This window comes from Streptomyces sp. NPDC005195, assembly GCF_040608315.1.
GTDB classification, from domain to species: domain Bacteria; phylum Actinomycetota; class Actinomycetes; order Streptomycetales; family Streptomycetaceae; genus Streptomyces; species Streptomyces kaempferi.
In genome coordinates, this window is sequence record NZ_JBEXHZ010000008.1 from 112154 (window position 1) to 126893 (window position 14740).

13 protein-coding genes and 1 pseudogene are annotated in these 14740 nt (G+C 72.1%); 6 read left to right on the top strand and 8 right to left on the bottom strand.

Annotation, left to right across the window (positions count from 1 at the left end; translation table 11 throughout):
* Window positions 1-4 precede the first annotated feature (4 nt).
* A complete protein-coding gene (locus ABZV34_RS12200) occupies window positions 5-1087 on the top strand; it encodes a Zn-dependent alcohol dehydrogenase (protein WP_356273907.1) in 1083 nt (360 codons plus the stop codon).
* A gap of 96 nt (window positions 1088-1183) precedes the next feature.
* Here the strand turns inward: ABZV34_RS12200 and ABZV34_RS12205 are convergent, their stop codons facing one another.
* The 3 genes and pseudogenes from ABZV34_RS12205 to ABZV34_RS12215 all read right to left on the bottom strand — a co-directional run bounded on the left by ABZV34_RS12205 (window position 1184) and on the right by ABZV34_RS12215 (window position 3693).
* Window positions 1184-2131, bottom strand: a complete 948-nt coding sequence (locus ABZV34_RS12205; RefSeq protein ID WP_356273910.1) for a DMT family transporter — start codon at window positions 2129-2131, stop codon at window positions 1184-1186.
* Window positions 2132-2226: 95 nt separating this feature from the next.
* Window positions 2227-2944, bottom strand: a pseudogene (locus tag ABZV34_RS12210) (winged helix-turn-helix domain-containing protein).
* Between the two features lie 98 nt (window positions 2945-3042).
* Window positions 3043-3693, bottom strand: coding sequence for a TetR/AcrR family transcriptional regulator (locus ABZV34_RS12215; protein WP_356273913.1), 651 nt, complete (start codon window positions 3691-3693; stop codon window positions 3043-3045).
* A 75-nt stretch (window positions 3694-3768) separates the two neighbouring features.
* Here ABZV34_RS12215 and ABZV34_RS12220 point away from each other — a divergent pair, with 75 nt between their 5' ends.
* The 3 genes from ABZV34_RS12220 (at window position 3769) to ABZV34_RS12230 (ending at window position 5953) form a co-directional block, all read left to right on the top strand.
* Window positions 3769-4920, top strand: coding sequence for an acyl-CoA dehydrogenase family protein (locus ABZV34_RS12220; RefSeq protein WP_356273916.1), 1152 nt, complete (start codon window positions 3769-3771; stop codon window positions 4918-4920).
* Between the two features lie 60 nt (window positions 4921-4980).
* The gene (locus ABZV34_RS12225; protein ID WP_356273919.1) at window positions 4981-5232 is read left to right on the top strand and encodes a YiaA/YiaB family inner membrane protein; all 252 of its coding nucleotides are present in this window, start codon (window positions 4981-4983) and stop codon (window positions 5230-5232) included.
* 94 nt (window positions 5233-5326) lie between these two features.
* Window positions 5327-5953: a TetR/AcrR family transcriptional regulator gene (locus ABZV34_RS12230; protein WP_356273922.1), complete on the top strand. Its 627-nt coding sequence runs from the start codon at window positions 5327-5329 to the stop codon at window positions 5951-5953.
* A gap of 69 nt (window positions 5954-6022) precedes the next feature.
* Here ABZV34_RS12230 and ABZV34_RS12235 read toward each other — a convergent pair whose 3' ends face one another.
* Window positions 6023-6484 carry a MaoC family dehydratase gene (locus ABZV34_RS12235; RefSeq protein WP_356274187.1) on the bottom strand — a complete coding sequence of 154 codons (462 nt, stop codon included), beginning with the start codon at window positions 6482-6484 and terminating at the stop codon, window positions 6023-6025.
* Between the two features lie 107 nt (window positions 6485-6591).
* Here ABZV34_RS12235 and soxR point away from each other — a divergent pair, with 107 nt between their 5' ends.
* The gene (soxR, locus tag ABZV34_RS12240) at window positions 6592-7101 is read left to right on the top strand and encodes a redox-sensitive transcriptional activator SoxR (protein WP_356273925.1); all 510 of its coding nucleotides are present in this window, start codon (window positions 6592-6594) and stop codon (window positions 7099-7101) included.
* Window positions 7102-7138: 37 nt separating this feature from the next.
* On the opposite strand, the gene ABZV34_RS12245 is transcribed toward soxR, so the two are convergent.
* The 3 genes from ABZV34_RS12245 to ABZV34_RS12255 all read right to left on the bottom strand — a co-directional run bounded on the left by ABZV34_RS12245 (window position 7139) and on the right by ABZV34_RS12255 (window position 10033).
* Complete coding sequence (locus tag ABZV34_RS12245) at window positions 7139-8206, bottom strand: RNA ligase (ATP) (protein ID WP_356273928.1); 1068 nt, start codon at window positions 8204-8206, stop codon at window positions 7139-7141.
* 179 nt (window positions 8207-8385) lie between these two features.
* Window positions 8386-9114 carry a 3-keto-5-aminohexanoate cleavage protein gene (locus ABZV34_RS12250; RefSeq protein ID WP_356273931.1) on the bottom strand — a complete coding sequence of 243 codons (729 nt, stop codon included), beginning with the start codon at window positions 9112-9114 and terminating at the stop codon, window positions 8386-8388.
* Between the two features lie 316 nt (window positions 9115-9430).
* Window positions 9431-10033, bottom strand: coding sequence for a hypothetical protein (locus tag ABZV34_RS12255; RefSeq protein ID WP_356273934.1), 603 nt, complete (start codon window positions 10031-10033; stop codon window positions 9431-9433).
* Window positions 10034-10407: 374 nt separating this feature from the next.
* Between ABZV34_RS12255 and ABZV34_RS12260 the strand changes: the two genes are divergently transcribed.
* Window positions 10408-13200, top strand: a complete 2793-nt coding sequence (locus ABZV34_RS12260; RefSeq protein WP_356273937.1) for a penicillin acylase family protein — start codon at window positions 10408-10410, stop codon at window positions 13198-13200.
* 81 nt (window positions 13201-13281) lie between these two features.
* Here ABZV34_RS12260 and ABZV34_RS12265 read toward each other — a convergent pair whose 3' ends face one another.
* Window positions 13282-14535 carry a DUF1343 domain-containing protein gene (locus tag ABZV34_RS12265; protein WP_356273940.1) on the bottom strand — a complete coding sequence of 418 codons (1254 nt, stop codon included), beginning with the start codon at window positions 14533-14535 and terminating at the stop codon, window positions 13282-13284.
* Window positions 14536-14740 lie beyond the last annotated feature (205 nt).

A 14740-nucleotide genomic window follows, 5' to 3' on the forward strand; every position in this document is an offset into this window, starting at 1 on the left:
GCACATGGTTCGCGCTGCCGTCCTTCCCGCCGTGGGCGCTCCGCTGGAGATCGCCGAGATCGACCTCCCCGCGCCGGGCCCGGGCCAGGTCCGCGTCCGGCTGGCCGCCGCCGGGGTCTGCCACTCCGACCTCTCGCTGTCCGACGGCACCATGCGGGTGCCCGTCCCCGCCGTCCTCGGCCACGAGGGTGCCGGGACCGTCGTCTCCGTGGGCGAGGGCGTGACGGGCATCGCCCCCGGTGCGGCGGTGATCCTCAACTGGGCCCCCTCCTGCGGAAGTTGTCACGCCTGCACGTTGGGGGAGGTGTGGCTGTGCGCCAACGCGCTGACCGGAGCGGGGAACGTGTACGCACGGCGCACGTCCGACGGGAGCGACCTCCACCCCGGCCTGAACGTGGCCGCGTTCGCCGAGGAGACGGTGGTGGCCGCCGGATGCGTGCTCCCCGCCCCGGACGGCATCCCGCTCACCGACGCCGCCCTGCTCGGCTGCGCCGTCCTCACCGGATACGGCGCCGTCCACCACTCCGCGGGGGTCCAGCCCGGCGAGAGCGTCGCCGTGTTCGGGGTCGGCGGGGTGGGTCTCGCGGCACTCCAGGCCGCCAGGATCGCGGGCGCCTCGAAGATCGTCGCCGTCGACGTCTCCCCCGAGAAGGAGTCACTGGCCCGTGCCGCGGGCGCCACGGACTATGTCGTCGCCTCCGACACCACCGCCCGCGAGATCCGCTCCCTCACCGGCAAGCAGGGCGTCGACGTGGCCGTCGAGTGCGTCGGCCGTGCCGTGACCATCCGCGCCGCCTGGGACTCCACCCGCCGCGGCGGCCGCACCACGGTCGTCGGCATCGGCGGCAAGGACCAGCAGGTCACCTTCAACGCGCTGGAGATCTTCCACTGGGGGCGGACCCTGGCCGGCTGTGTGTACGGCAATGGCGACCCGGCGCGTGACCTCCCGGTGCTCGCCGAGCACGTACGGGCGGGCCGGCTGGACCTGGCGATGCTCGTCACCGAGCGGATAGGGCTGGAGGGGATCCCGGGGGCGTTCGAGAACATGGTGGCCGGGAAGGGCGGACGGGCGGTCGTGGTGTTCTAGTCGTACTGCCCAGGCAGGTTGGTCGAGTGTGTGCGACGACACCCGGGCATGCGCCCGAACCCGCGCGTGCCCTCTCCTTGTCGTGCGCCCTCCTCGTCAGGCGCGCTCCGACGGCCGGGGCGAGGCCGTCGCGCGCGCCGGACCGGTGGCTCCCGGGCGGGACCGCGACACCGCGACCCCGGCCAGGCACACGGCGCCGCCGGCCAGGGTCAGCACTCCCGGGACCTCGTCGAGGAACAGCCAGGACATCGCGACGACCAGCGCGGGGACCGCGTACGTGGTCGCCCCCATCCGGCTCGCGGTGGTCCGGGCGAGGGCGTACGCCCAGGTCGTGAAGGCCAGCGCGGTCGGGAAGATGCCCAGGTAGAGCACGTTGAGGGTGGCGGAGGCGGGCGCGTCCGCCACCTCGTGGACCAGTTGCCCCGCGAACGGCAGGCAGGCGACGGCGCCCACGAGACACCCGAACGTGGTGACCTGGAGGGCGCTCGCCCGGCCGAGGGCGGGCTTCTGGGCGACGACGCCCGCCGCGTAGGCGACCGCCGCGAGCAGACACAGGACCACCCCCAGGACCGAGGAACCGCCCCCGCCGGACATCGACAGCCCTACCGCGACCGCGCCCGCGAACGACACCGCCATCCCCGCGAGCAGCCGGGGCGGCATCGTGTCCCCCAGCAGCCGGGAGCCGAGCAGCGCTATCAGGATCGGGCCGGTGTTCACGACCAGTGCGGCCGTCCCGGCGTCCACCTGCTGCTCGCCCCAGTTCAGCACGACCATGTAGAACCCGAACCACAGCAGGCCGGACAGCACGATGCCGCGCCAGGCCTCCCGCGGGGGCAGACCCTCCCGGCGCAGCAGACAGATCGTGCCCAGCGCCACGGCACCCGTGAGTAGCCGGCCGAGCGCCAGCGCTCCCGGGGAGTACACCGCGCCCGCGCTGCGGATCGACACGAAGGCGGAGGCCCACAGCACGACGGTGACTGTCGCCGCGCCGGCGGCGAGCAGCTCAGCGCGGCGGGCGGGGGCAGGGGAGGAGGCGTTCATCATGTTCCTGAGGCTAGGTACGGGCGGGGCGCTGGACCGGCGGATTCCGGACGCCGTGGTGAGGGGCGAGCGGCGAGGGGAGGGGGTGGGGGGATCGCTCAGCGGAGCGCCGTCACCTCGATGCCCAGGAGCTCCGCGAAGGCGCGCTCCCCCTCCGGGGTGACCTTGACCGCGCGTTCCGATCCGACGCGTACGCACCAGTGGGCGTCCAGGGCGTGGCGGCACAGGGCAGCGCCCGCGGTGCCGGCGAGGTGCGGGCGGCGCTCGGTCCAGTCGAGGCAGGCGCGGCTGAGCGGGCGCCGGCCGGTGGGGTTCAGGGCGATGCCCGCCGTGTCGAACCAGCGCAGGCCCGCGTCCGTCAGGGCGAAGCCGGTGTCCTAGCGCAGCAGCCCGCGCCGGGTGAGGGCGTCGGTGAGGGCGATGCCGAGGCGTCCGGCGAGATGGTCGTAGCAGGTGCGTCCGCGGGCCATCGCGGAACCCGCGCCGGCCTCCCGCAGGGAGCGGGGACGCCCGGCGGGCGGCACCGGGCGCGACCTGGGCGGCGAGGTCCTCCACCAGCTGTGCGACACGGCTGTCGGCCAGCCGTACGTACCGGTGGCGGCCCTGCCGCTCCTCGTGGAGCAGTCCGCCCGCGACCAGTCTGCCGAGGTGTTCGCTGGCCGTCGACGGCGCGACCCCGGCGTGCCGGGCCAGCTCACCGGCGGTCCAGGCGCGGCCGTCGAGCAGCGCGAGCAGGAAGACGGCGCGGGTCTCGTCGGCGATCATCCCGGCCAGCGCCGCGAGACCGGGCGCGACCGGATCGTTCCGTCTGGTCATACGCCCAGGATGCGGCAGGAATATTTCGGCGTCGGCCGAAGCATGGGGGAGGGCCACCCTGCGGGGCCGGTTCCGGTCACCCGCGGGGCCGGCTCCGGTCACTCCGTCCCGGTCACCCGCTGGAACTGCTGCACCAGCCCGTCGAGCAGCGCCGTGAGCCCCACCTCGAAGGCCCGCTCGTCGATCTTCTCCTGCTGTTCGGCGAGCAGATGGGCCTGCCCCAGGTGGGGGTAGTCGGCGGGGTCGTACGCGGTCTCGTCGTCGACGAAGCCGCCGGCGAACGAGCCGAGGGCGGAGCCCATGATGAAGTACCGCATCAGGGCGCCGATGGAGGTGGCCTGCGCGGGCGGCCAGCCGGCACCCACCATCGCGCCGAAGACCGCGTCGGCCAGGCGCAGACCGGCGGGCCGGCGGCCGGGGCCGCGCGCGAGGACCGGGACGATGTTCGGGTGGTCGCGCAGGGCGGTCCGGTAGGAGACGGCCCAGTCGTGCAGCGCCGTGCGCCAGTCCCGTCCGTCCTCGAACATGGAGAGATCGACCTGCGCGCTCACGGAGTCCGCGACCGCCTCCAGGATCTGGTCCTTGGTGCGGAAGTGGTTGTAGAGGGAGGGCCCGCTCACTCCCAGTTCGGCGGCGAGCCGGCGCGTGGAGAGGGTCGGAAGGCCCTCCGCGTCCACCAGGGCCCGTGCCGTCTCGACGATCCGGTCGGTGCTGAGGAGGGGCTTGCGCGGTCGGGCCATGGCGCACATAGTAGGGCTGCACACTTAAACTAGCAGTGCTAATTTACATTTTCGGATGTACGGCTTTCACGTGGGGTGTTCGTCATGAACCTGGAGCTCAGCGAGGAGCAGACCGCCGTCCGGCAGCTCGCCAAGGACTTCGTGGACCGTGAGATCGCCCCTCACGCGGTCGAGTGGGACCGGGCGGAGGAAGTCGACCGGTCCCTCGTCAAGAAGCTCGGCGAGGTCGGTTTCCTCGGCCTCACGGTCGACGAGGAGTACGGCGGCAGCGGCGGCGACCATCTCGCGTACTGCCTGGTGACGGAGGAGCTGGGGCGCGGGGACTCGTCCGTGCGCGGCATCGTCTCGGTCTCGCTCGGCCTGGTCGCCAAGACGATCGCGCACTGGGGGAGCGAGGAGCAGAAGCGGCAGTGGCTGCCGGGACTGACCTCCGGCACCCAGGTGGGCTGCTTCGGCCTCACCGAGCCCGGCACCGGCTCGGACGCCGGCCATCTGACGACCAGGGCCGTGCGTGACGGCGACGACTACGTCATCAACGGCACCAAGATGTTCATCACCAACGGGACGTGGGCCGATGTGGTGCTGCTGTTCGCCCGGTCGACCGACGCCCCCGGACACCGCGGTGTCTCCGCCTTCCTGGTGCCGACGGACACGCCGGGACTGACCCGTCACACCGTCCACGGCAAGCTCGGTCTGCGCGGCCAGGCCACCGCCGAACTCGTCCTCGAGGACGTCCGCGTCCCCGCGAGCGCCATGCTGGCGCCGGAGGGCAAGGGGTTCTCCGTGGCCATGGCCGCCCTGGCCAAGGGGCGGATGTCGGTGGCCGCCGGCTGTGTCGGCATCGCCCAGGCCGCGCTGGACGCCGCCGTGACGTACGCGACCCAGCGGGAGCAGTTCGGCAAGACCATCGCCCACCACCAGCTCGTCCAGGAGCTGATCAGCGACATCGCCGTGGACGTGGACGCGGCGCGCCTGCTGACCTGGCGGGTCGCCGACCTCGTCGACCGCGGGCTGCCGTTCGCCACCGAGTCCTCCAAGGCCAAGCTCTTCGCCTCGGAGGCCGCCGTGCGCGCCGCGAACAACGCGCTCCAGGTCTTCGGCGGCTATGGCTACATCGACGAGTACCCGGCGGGCAAACTGCTGCGCGACGCACGGGTGATGACCCTCTACGAGGGCACCAGCCAGATACAGAAGCTGGTCATCGGGCGCGCGCTGACCGGGGTTTCGGCCTTCTGAGTACGCGGGTGAGTACGGGAGCGGATGCGGCCGGGACCGAATCGGCCGAGTCTGGTCCGCATGACTGACACATCCGTCAAGCAGCAGTCCACCGCCGCCTTCTACGGCCAGGCGGTCGCCTCCTTCGCCGTCGCCATGGTCGCGACCGCCGTCGGCATCTTCAAGCTGGAGGCCGACACCTGGGTGCGTGCCTTCCTGGGCGTCGCCGTCCTCTATCTGGTGACCTCGTGCTTCACGCTGGCCAAGGTGATCAGGGACCGGCAGGAGGCGCAGCTCGCGCAGCGTTCGTACAGTCCGTTCGAAAAGCTCTGAGGGAGAGGCGGGCCGTCCTGAGCGGGCACGCTAAGCGCTCGCTCAGTATCAGAGGTATGGTGTTCGTCCTGTGAGTGGAAGGGGCGAACCAGCGATGAGCACGGCGCAGGAGACGGCCGACGGCGAGATGCAGCCGTGGGCCGAGGTCACCCCGGACGCGGCCCGGCGGCTGCTCGTCGCCGCTGTGGAGGCCTTCGCCGAGCGCGGGTACCACGCGACGACGACCCGGGACATCGCCGGGCGGGCCGGCATGAGCCCGGCCGCGCTATACATCCACTACAAGACCAAGGAAGAGCTGCTCCACCGGATCAGCCGGATCGGGCACGACAAGGCCCTCGCCATCGTGCGCGCCGCGGCGGACGGCGAGGGCGACGCCGCCGAGCGGCTCACCGACGCCGTGCGGTCCTTCGTACGGTGGCACGCCGGGCAGCACACCACCGCCCGGGTCGTGCAGTACGAACTCGACGCGCTCGGCCCCGAGGCCCGTGCCGAGATCATCGCGCTGCGCAGGCGGACCGACGCCGCCGTGCGCGGGATCATCGAGGACGGCGTCGCGGCCGGCGACTTCGACGTGCCGGACGTCCCGGGCACCACGCTCGCGGTGCTCTCGCTCTGCATCGACGTGGCCCGCTGGTTCAACGTCGACGGCCCCCGCACACCCGACGAGGTCGGCGGACTCTACGCCGACCTCGTGCTGCGCATGGTGGGTTCCAGGGAGTAGGGCCGGGAAGCGGGTCGGAGGCGCGGGTCGGAGGCGCGGTCCCGGTGTGGGCGGTGCGGCCTGCGCCGTTCAGACGTAGTAGCGCGACACCGACTCCGCGACGCACACCGGCTTGTCGCCGCCCTCACGCTCCACGACGAAGGCCATGGACAGCTGGACACCGCCGGGCACGTCGTCGACACCGGTGATCGTCGCGGTGGCGCGCAGCCGTGAGCCGACCGGTACGGGGGCGGGGAAACGGACCTTGTTCGTGCCGTAGTTGACGCCCATCCGCACGCCCTCGACGCTGATCAGCTGCGGGCCGAAGAGCGGGAGCAGGGACAGGGTGAGGTAGCCGTGCGCGATCGTCGCGCCGAAGGGGCCCGACGCGGACCGCTCGGGGTCGACGTGGATCCACTGGTGGTCACCGGTCGCCTCCGCGAAGAGGTCGATCCGCTTCTGCTCGATCTCGACCCAGTCGCTGTGTCCCAGCTGCTCGCCCACGGCGGCACGCAGTTCGTCGACCGTCGCGAACGTCCTCGGCTCTGCCATCTCGCTGACCTCCCATATCTCCATGTCTAAGCGACTGCTTAGCATGGTCGGGTGCGGGGCGCATGTCAACGGACCGGGCGGGTGACGGAGTCGGTAGGGTTGGAGGGGTGCCCCAGATCCCTGAGAAGATCCACGAGCTGACCGTCGGACAGTTGTCGGCCCGCAGCGGCGCCGCCGTCTCCGCCCTGCACTTCTACGAGTCCAAGGGACTGATCAGCAGTCGGCGGACCACCGGGAACCAGCGCCGCTACCACCGGGACGCGCTGCGCCGTGTCGCCTTCGTCCGGGCCGCCCAGCGGGTCGGCATCCCGCTGGCCACCATCCGGGAGGCGCTCGCCGAACTCCCCGAGGAGCGCACCCCGACACGCGCGGACTGGGCCCGGCTCTCGGAGGCGTGGCGTTCCGAACTCGACGAACGCATCAAGCAGTTGAGCAGACTGAGGGACCACCTGACCGACTGCATCGGATGTGGGTGTCTGTCCCTGGACAACTGCGTGCTCTCCAACCCGGACGACGTCTTCGGCGAGCGCCGGACCGGTTCCCGGCTCATGGTCGAGCAGGGTGCCACGCCACGGCCGGCGCCGGAGCGGCCCAGGGAGTCCGAGGACTGCCGCTGACCCCGGCGCTCCCCGGGCCGCGTCGGCGCCGTCCGGCTCACTCGTACTCCGTGCCGCCCCTGCGCGTCAGATACGCCGGACTGACCGCCTTCGCGATGGCCCGGCCGCCCGTCACCGGGCTGTGGCGCTCGGTCGCGGGCCGGATGACCACGCCTTCGCGCAGATGCAGTCCGCGCCCCGAGACGGTCTCCCGGCCCGAGGCGGCCTCCAGTACGCGCTCGACGGCGTACGGGCCCTCGTACAGCCGTGGCACCAGGGGAAGTTCGCCCTCCAGCAGCGCCGCCGCGTCCAGCCAGCGGACCTCGCCGTCGATCTCGGCGGACACGTCGAACACGGCGAAGCCGAGGGACTCGCGACGGCCGTCGGCGCCGTAGGCGAGGTCCTGCACGCCCGCCCCGTACACCTCGCCGAAGATGCCGACCCGGCGCGCGCCGAGCCGCTCGGCGAGCCGGGCCGCGGTCCGCCCGACCCCGTGGCCGTGTACGGCGCGCCAGTACAGATTGCGCGGATCCTCCTTGAGCGCCAGCGACTTGGCCCCGAAGCCCTTGGAGGAGACGTACGCGCGCCCCTCGTCCGCGAGGTGGGTCACCAGGCAGGCCGAGCCGTGCAGCTTCTCCGTCAGGACGACGGGCTCGCCCGGCGCGAAGATGTCCGGGTACCGCTGGATGTTCTCGATGTCGACCCAGGGCAGCAGTCCGGGCGCGGACTCGATCTCGCCGCTCATGGTGGGCGGGATCGGGGGCACCCATGTGACGATGCCGAGCGTCCCGGCGAAGTCGGTGCCGTCGGCGGCGGCGCGCTCCAGGTCGACGTCCGCCAGCGCCCTGGGGCGGCAGACGATCCCCTGCGACAGCTCTCCGCGCAGTCGTACGGCCCTGACCCGGTCCGACGAGCTGCCGGCGAGCCGTCCGGTCAGACCCAGCTCCTCGATCAGCCCCGGTGGGAGCACGGACTGCTCCGGGATGTAGAGCGCGGTCTCGCCTGTGCGGTAGGCGCCCTTGGCGACGACGGCCCGGTACAGGCCCACCTGCGCCAGTTCGAGCGCGTCGGCGTTCGGATGCTCGTGGACGGTCAGCACTTCGGCGGTGGCGCGCAGCGTCGACATCGGCCTCTCCTCGGGTTCCGCGGGTTTCTCAGGCGGGTTTCATCGTCCCCAACTGTCCGGACCGCAAAGGAGTGGAGCGAGCGGATTCACGGCTGTTACCGTCGGCTTCCGCGGCCCACGCCGGCCCACGGCGCCGCGCGGCCTGCCGGCTTGCCGCCCGCCCCGCCTTCCGGCCCGCGCTACGACGGACGCCGGGCGGCCCCGTACTGGACGAGTCCCTCGGCCACCAATCGCGCGTTGGACACCGCCCGCTCGCCGTCCGGCAGGACGAGGGTGTCCTCCAGCCCGATCCGGGTCGCCAGCCCCAGTCGGCCCGCGAGCCGCAGCACCGGCCAGGTGCCGCCCTCCTCGCCGTGCAGCAGGACGGGGACGCCGTGCGCGGTGCCGAGGCCGGCGAGGAGGTCCAGGGCCGACCGTTCGGCCGTCCGCGGGGAGGGGTCGGTGACCTCGGCCAGCACCCGCAGTACGCGCGGCCCGAGCGGTGACGCCGCGAAGCGGGCGGCGCCGTCGGTGCCGGACCAGATGCCCGCCTCCACGCCCACGCCGCGGTCGAGAAGTGCCGCCGCCAACTCCTCGGCGCCCGGCTCGTGCCAGTTGACCGAGGCGTGGTCGGGCAGCACCGTCCAGGACCGGACCCGCTCCACGCGGGCGGCGGGACCGGGCGCGGCCCACGCGCCGGTCGTCACACCGACCGGGACGTCGACCCGGGCCCGGATCGCGCCGAGGACCGCCGCGACCGCCTTCTCCGACAGGGTGTCCTGTCCGCAGGGGGTCTTGGGGTGAACGTGGACGTCCGAGGCCCCGGCCCCGACGGCCCCGGCCGCGGACTCGGCCAACGCCCCGGGCGACAACGGCACCGCGGCCCCGTCACCGGCTCCCCGCGCCCCATTCAGACAGACCTGCACCACACCCCCGATGCTGCCACCCGGACACATTGCCGCGGGGCGGCGCGCCGCCTCGGGGCCGCGGGGAACCGCGCGCCCGGCCATGAACGGCCCGCGGCGGCCATCGGACCCGCAGTCCTCGTAGCGGGGTCGATCGGCGGACGGCGGGGCAGCGCCCTGTCCTGAGGGGCGCGGGGAACTGCGCGCCCGGCCGCGAACCGCCCGCGGCGGACAACCGACCCGCAGCCCCCACACCGGGTCACTCACCCCGGCGCACCCAACCCGGTCACCCCGGCCCACCCGCACCCAACCGCTCCACCGGCTCCACCCGGCGGAGCGCCTACGCCGAGACGAGCAGCCGTCCGCGCCGCGCCACCGCCACCGCCGCGGGCGTCAGGACGGGCCGCGGCACGACGATCCCGCAGCCCCTGCAGACCGGACCCGACGACGGCTCGTGGGCCAGGTCGTACTTCCACGCGAGGCGCTTCCCGGTGCACACCGGGCAGACCGCCCCGGGCTCCCGCTCCAGCGCGGCGATCAGCCGGCGCAACACCTCGGCCATGGGCTCGCGGGGATGGATCCTGGGGTCGTCGCACCACGCGACACCGAAGCCGCCCCAGGTCAGCCGGTGCCAGTCGTCCACGCTGCCCGGCCGGCGCAGCCCGTCGTGCTTCTCCTTCTTGCGACGCTCGGCGAACCCGACCTCGTAGGCGAGCCAGACGGAGCGGGCCTCCTCCAGTTCCTCCAGTGCGGCCACGAGCCGCGCCGGGTCGGGAGACCGGTCCTCCGGGCCGAAACCGGCCCGGGAACACAGATGGTCCCAGGTCGCCCGATGCCCATAGGGGGCGAACCGCTCAAGGCACTTGCGCAGTGAATAGCGTCGCAGTGCCAGATCGCTCCTCGGATCTCGCACCTGTCTCGCCAAACTCCGGAAACCGGCCATCGCCCTGCACCTCCGTCACACCTGCACCTGTACTTCGGTCACTTCGGCGTCGTCGTAAGGACGTCGCCGAGTAGACGTATCGACACGCGATTCGGCTCCCTCGGATTTCCGACGAGGGCCACAAGTCACCGGCCGAACTCCCCCGGCCTACCCCCGTTCACTGTTCTCACCTGTGGAAACGGCTGCGAGCCGGGACGCCGGGGCACCGGAGGATTTCCGCGGCCCGGTGATCCCCGAGGGCGGCCGACCGGGGGTTCCCGTGCGGTCCCTCGCCCCTCAACCACCCTGTGATCGTTAAAAGTTGACGCATGTTCATCTTCCAACTCGGGGATACCGGCGGTAACGTCCGGCCCACCCCGTCGGGAGGAGCTGCCATGCCACGGTGCACCCCACGTACCACCCTCGACAGACCGAGAACTCCCCGCAGATTCCCCAAGTTCCTGAAGGCCGCGTCCATCTGCGTCCTGGTCGCCGGCCTGCTGTCCCCGCTGACCCAGGCCGCCGCCTCGGGCGGCACGGCCGAGATCGCCGCGAACGACTACTGCGGCGGTCAGTGTTCCGACATCCTGCCGCCCGGCGAGAACGGCAACGCGACCCTCGCCCAGATCCTTCTCAACCAGGTCTTCGGTACCCAGCCGGATCACGCGGAGGACCAGCTCGGCCCCTACAGCAACCTCGCCGCGGGCTACTCCACGCTCACCGACGACAAGATCAACACCTTCTTCAACGACGCGTCCTTCGGCGTCGCCTCCGACCAGGTCGCCTCGACCACCAAGCCGGGCGGCCGCACGGACGTGACGATCGTGCGCGACAAGAAGTCCGGTGTGCCCCACATCACAGGTACTACCCGCTATGGCACCGAGTACGGCGCCGGATTCGCGGCGGCCCAGGACCGGCTCTGGCTGATGGACGTCTTCCGGCACGTCGGCCGCGGCCAGCTGACCTCCTTCGCGGGCGGCGCCCCCTCCAACCAGGGCCTCGAGCAGGAGTTCTGGCGCAACGCGCCCTACACCGAGGCCGATCTGCAGGCGCAGATCGACAGCGCCACCGCCAACGCCGGTGCCCGCGGCGCCCAGGCCCTCACGGACGCCAACGCCTACCTCGACGGCATCAACGCCTACATCGACGCCTCGGACAGCGGCCGCTACTTCCCCGGCGAGTACGTCCTGACCGGCCACAAGGACGCCATCACCAACGCCGGCACGATCGACCACTTCAAACTCACCGACCTGGTCGCGCTGGCCTCGGTGATCGGCGCGCTGTTCGGTTCCGGAGGCGGCGGCGAGGTCAACAACGCGCTCTCGCTGCTCGCCGCCCAGTCCCAGTACGGCGTGACCGAGGGCACCAAGGTCTGGGAGTCCTTCCGCGAACGCAACGACCCCGAGGCCGCGCTCACCGTCCACAACGGCGAGAGCTTCCCGTACGCCACCAAGCCCGACACGGCGCAGGGCGAGGCGCTGCCCGACGCGGGCTCGGTGGCCCAGGAGCCGCTGGTCTACGACCGCACCGGCAGCGCCGGCACCGCCAAGGCCACCGGCGCCTCGGCCACGGCGGCCGCGACGAGCCTCACCTCCGCCAAGCGCGGGATGTCCAACGCCCTGGTGGTGAGCGGCAAGGCCACCGCCAGCGGCCACCCGATCGCCGTCTTCGGCCCGCAGACCGGCTACTTCGCGCCACAGCTCCTCATGCTCCAGGAGATCCAGGGCCCGGGCCTCAGCGCACGCGGCGCCTCCTTCGCGGGGCTGAGCATGTACGTGGAACTCGGCCGCGGCCAGGACTACTCGTGGAGCGCGACGACGTCCGGCCAGGACATCATCGACACCTACGCCGTCGAGCTGTGCCAGGACGACACCCACTACCTCTACCACGGCACCTGCACCGCCATGGACAAGGTCGAGCGGACCAACTCCTGGAAGCCGACGACGGCCGACGGCACCGCCGCGGGTTCGTACCGCATGCAGGTCTACCGGACCAAGTACGGCCCCGTGGAGTACCGCGCGACGGTCGGCGGCAAGAAGGTCGCCTACACCACCCTGCGCTCCTCCTACATGCACGAGGCCGACTCGATCATCGGCTTCCAGATGCTCAACGACCCGGACTACGTGAAGAGCGCGGCGACCTTCCAGAGCGCGGTGCAGCACATCAACTACACCTTCAACTGGTTCTACGCCGACTCCGCGCACACGGCGTACTACAACAGCGGCGACAACCCGGTGCGGGCCGCCGGGGTCGACGCCGAGTTCCCGGTCTGGGCGCAGGCCGCGTACGAGTGGCAGAACTGGGATCCGGCGACGAACACCGCCGCCTACACCCCGGCGTCCGCCCACCCCAACTCCACCGACCAGGACTACTACATCTCCTGGAACAACAAGCAGGCCAAGGACTACACCACGGCGCCCTGGGGCAACGGCTCCGTGCACCGCGGCAACCTCCTGGAGGACCGGGTGAGGAAACTGGTCGCCGCGGGCGGGGTGACCAGGTCCGCGCTGACCAGGGCGATGGCCGACGCGGCGCTGGCCGACCTGCGCGCCGAGGACGTACTGCCGAAACTGCTCCAGGTCGTCAGGAGCTCGCCGGTCACCGACACCACGGCCGCGGCGGCGGTGACCAAGCTGTCCGACTGGGTGACGGCCGGAGCCAGGCGCAAGGAGACCTCGGCCGGTTCGAAGACCTACGCCAACGCCGACGCGATCCGCATCCTGGACGCCTGGTGGCCGCTGATGGTCAAGGCCGAGTTCGCGCCGGGCCTCGGCACCGGCCTGTACACCGCCTTCACCGCCAACCTGCCCGTCGACGAGTCACCGTCCGCGGCGCACGGCCCGACCGGCGCGCACGCCGGCAGCTCCTTCCAGTACGGCTGGTGGAGCTATGTCGACAAGGACATCAGGGCGGTGCTGGGTCAGCCGGTGCAGGGCGCACTGGCGCAGAAGTACTGCGGCGGCGGCAGCCTGAGCACCTGCCGGGACATCCTGATCAGTACGCTCAAGACGGCCGCGGGCCTGACCGCCGCCCAGGTCTACCCCGGCGACGACCAGTGCTCGGCGGGTGACCAGTGGTGCGCCGACTCGATCGTCCAGCGGGCGCTGGGCGGCATCAAGCACGGCAGGATCACCTGGCAGAACCGGCCGACGTACCAGCAGGTCGTGGAGTACACGTCGCACCGCTGACCCCGGTCGCGCCGTCCACTCCCGCCCGGCGGCGGATCGGAGTCCCCGACCCGCCGCCGGGCACCGGCCGTATGCCACCGGTCAGCCGTAGAGGAGGTGCTCCTTCCGTGTCCGCCGGAAGGCCGCCAGTTCGTCCCGCCACGACGCCACGACCTCGTCGGCCGTCGCCCCCGCGTCGATCATCGTGCGCACGCCGGTGGAGCCGGTCAGCTTGTCGATCCAGTGGTCGGAGCGCCAGGCGAAGCCGCTCCAGACCTTCTTGGCGGTCACCAGGAGCGCGATGCCGGTCCGGACGGGGTCGAACGCGGCCCGGTCGTTCACATGGATCTGCACGCCGCCGATGGTCGTGCCCTCGAACTTGGAGAAGGTGGGGGCGAAATAGGCCTCCCTGAAGTGCACGCCGGGCAGCCCGAGGCCGCCGACCGCCCCGGCCCACCGGCCGTCCAGACCGTCCGCGCCGAGCAGTTCGAACGGCCGTGTGGTGCCGCGTCCCTCCGACAGGTTCGTCCCCTCGAAGAGACAGGTGCCCGAGTACACCAGGGCCGTGTCGGCCGTCGGCATGTTCGGACTCGGCGGCACCCAGGGGAGTCCGGAGGCGTCGTAGAAGTCCGACCGTTTCCAGCCCGACATCAGGACGGTCTCCAGCGCCACCGGCTTCGTCAGGTACTCCTTGTTGAACAGCCGTGCCAGCTCCGCCACCGTCATCCCGTGCGCCTGCGCGATCGGCTGCCGGCCGACGAAGCTCGCGAACTCCTTGTGGAGCACCGGCCCCAGGGCGGCCCGCCCGGTCACCGGATTCGGCCGGTCCAGCACCACGAAACGCCTGCCCGCGAGCCGGGCCGCCTCCATGCAGTCGTACAGCGTCCAGATGTACGTGTAGAAGCGCGCGCCCACGTCCTGGATGTCGAAGACCACGGTGTCCACGCCGGACGCGGTGAAGACGTCGGCGAGCGCCTGCCCGCTCTTGAGATACGTGTCGTAGACGGGCAGCCCGGTCGCCGGGTCGTCGTAGCGGCCCTCCGAGCCGCCCGCCTGTGCGGTGCCGCGGAAGCCGTGCTCCGGGCCGAAGACGGCGACGAGGTTCACCCGGGCGTCGGCGTGCATGACATCGACGATGTGGCGCACGTCCGTCGTGACGCCGGTGGGGTTCGTCACGATGCCCACCCTGTGGCCGTGCAGGAGCGAGTAGCCCTCGCTCCGGAGGCGGTCGAAGCCGGTGCGGAGGCGGTCACCGGTGGCGGCCGCGGGGACAGGGGCGGGGGTGGGGGCGGCGGGGGCTGTCGCCAGACCGGCTGCCGCCGTGGCCGTGAGAAGGGCTCGCCGGGAGAGGCGCATGGGGGGACCTCCGTGATCGCGGAAGGTGAGCACCGGCACGCTATGCGCAACCGCCCGACGCGCGGAAGCCGCCGGTGCCCGTTGCCTGGTCGGGCCCGCGCGGCGGCGCCGCACAATGTCACACTCCAAGGCGCCCCACGCGGTGCCGACGCCCCTTCCCTTGCAACATACCGACTGGTTAGTCTGACGTCGCAGCAGAGCCGAC

Bases quoted from the DNA above. Each gene is read 5' to 3' on its own strand.
- ABZV34_RS12215 (WP_356273913.1), bottom strand. From the start codon at position 3,693: ATGTGCGCCATGGCCCGACCGCGCAAGCCCCTCCTCAGCACCGACCGG.
- ABZV34_RS12255 (WP_356273934.1), bottom strand. From the start codon at position 10,033: ATGGCCGGTTTCCGGAGTTTGGCGAGACAGGTGCGAGATCCGAGGAGC.
- ABZV34_RS12220 (WP_356273916.1), top strand. From the start codon at position 3,769: ATGAACCTGGAGCTCAGCGAGGAGCAGACCGCCGTCCGGCAGCTCGCC.
- ABZV34_RS12260 (WP_356273937.1), top strand. From the start codon at position 10,408: ATGCCACGGTGCACCCCACGTACCACCCTCGACAGACCGAGAACTCCC.
- ABZV34_RS12225 (WP_356273919.1), top strand. From the start codon at position 4,981: ATGACTGACACATCCGTCAAGCAGCAGTCCACCGCCGCCTTCTACGGC.
- ABZV34_RS12230 (WP_356273922.1), top strand. From the start codon at position 5,327: ATGAGCACGGCGCAGGAGACGGCCGACGGCGAGATGCAGCCGTGGGCC.
- ABZV34_RS12205 (WP_356273910.1), bottom strand. From the start codon at position 2,131: ATGATGAACGCCTCCTCCCCTGCCCCCGCCCGCCGCGCTGAGCTGCTC.
- ABZV34_RS12235 (WP_356274187.1), bottom strand. From the start codon at position 6,484: ATGGCAGAGCCGAGGACGTTCGCGACGGTCGACGAACTGCGTGCCGCC.
- ABZV34_RS12265 (WP_356273940.1), bottom strand. From the start codon at position 14,535: ATGCGCCTCTCCCGGCGAGCCCTTCTCACGGCCACGGCGGCAGCCGGT.
- ABZV34_RS12245 (WP_356273928.1), bottom strand. From the start codon at position 8,206: ATGTCGACGCTGCGCGCCACCGCCGAAGTGCTGACCGTCCACGAGCAT.
- ABZV34_RS12200 (WP_356273907.1), top strand. From the start codon at position 5: ATGGTTCGCGCTGCCGTCCTTCCCGCCGTGGGCGCTCCGCTGGAGATC.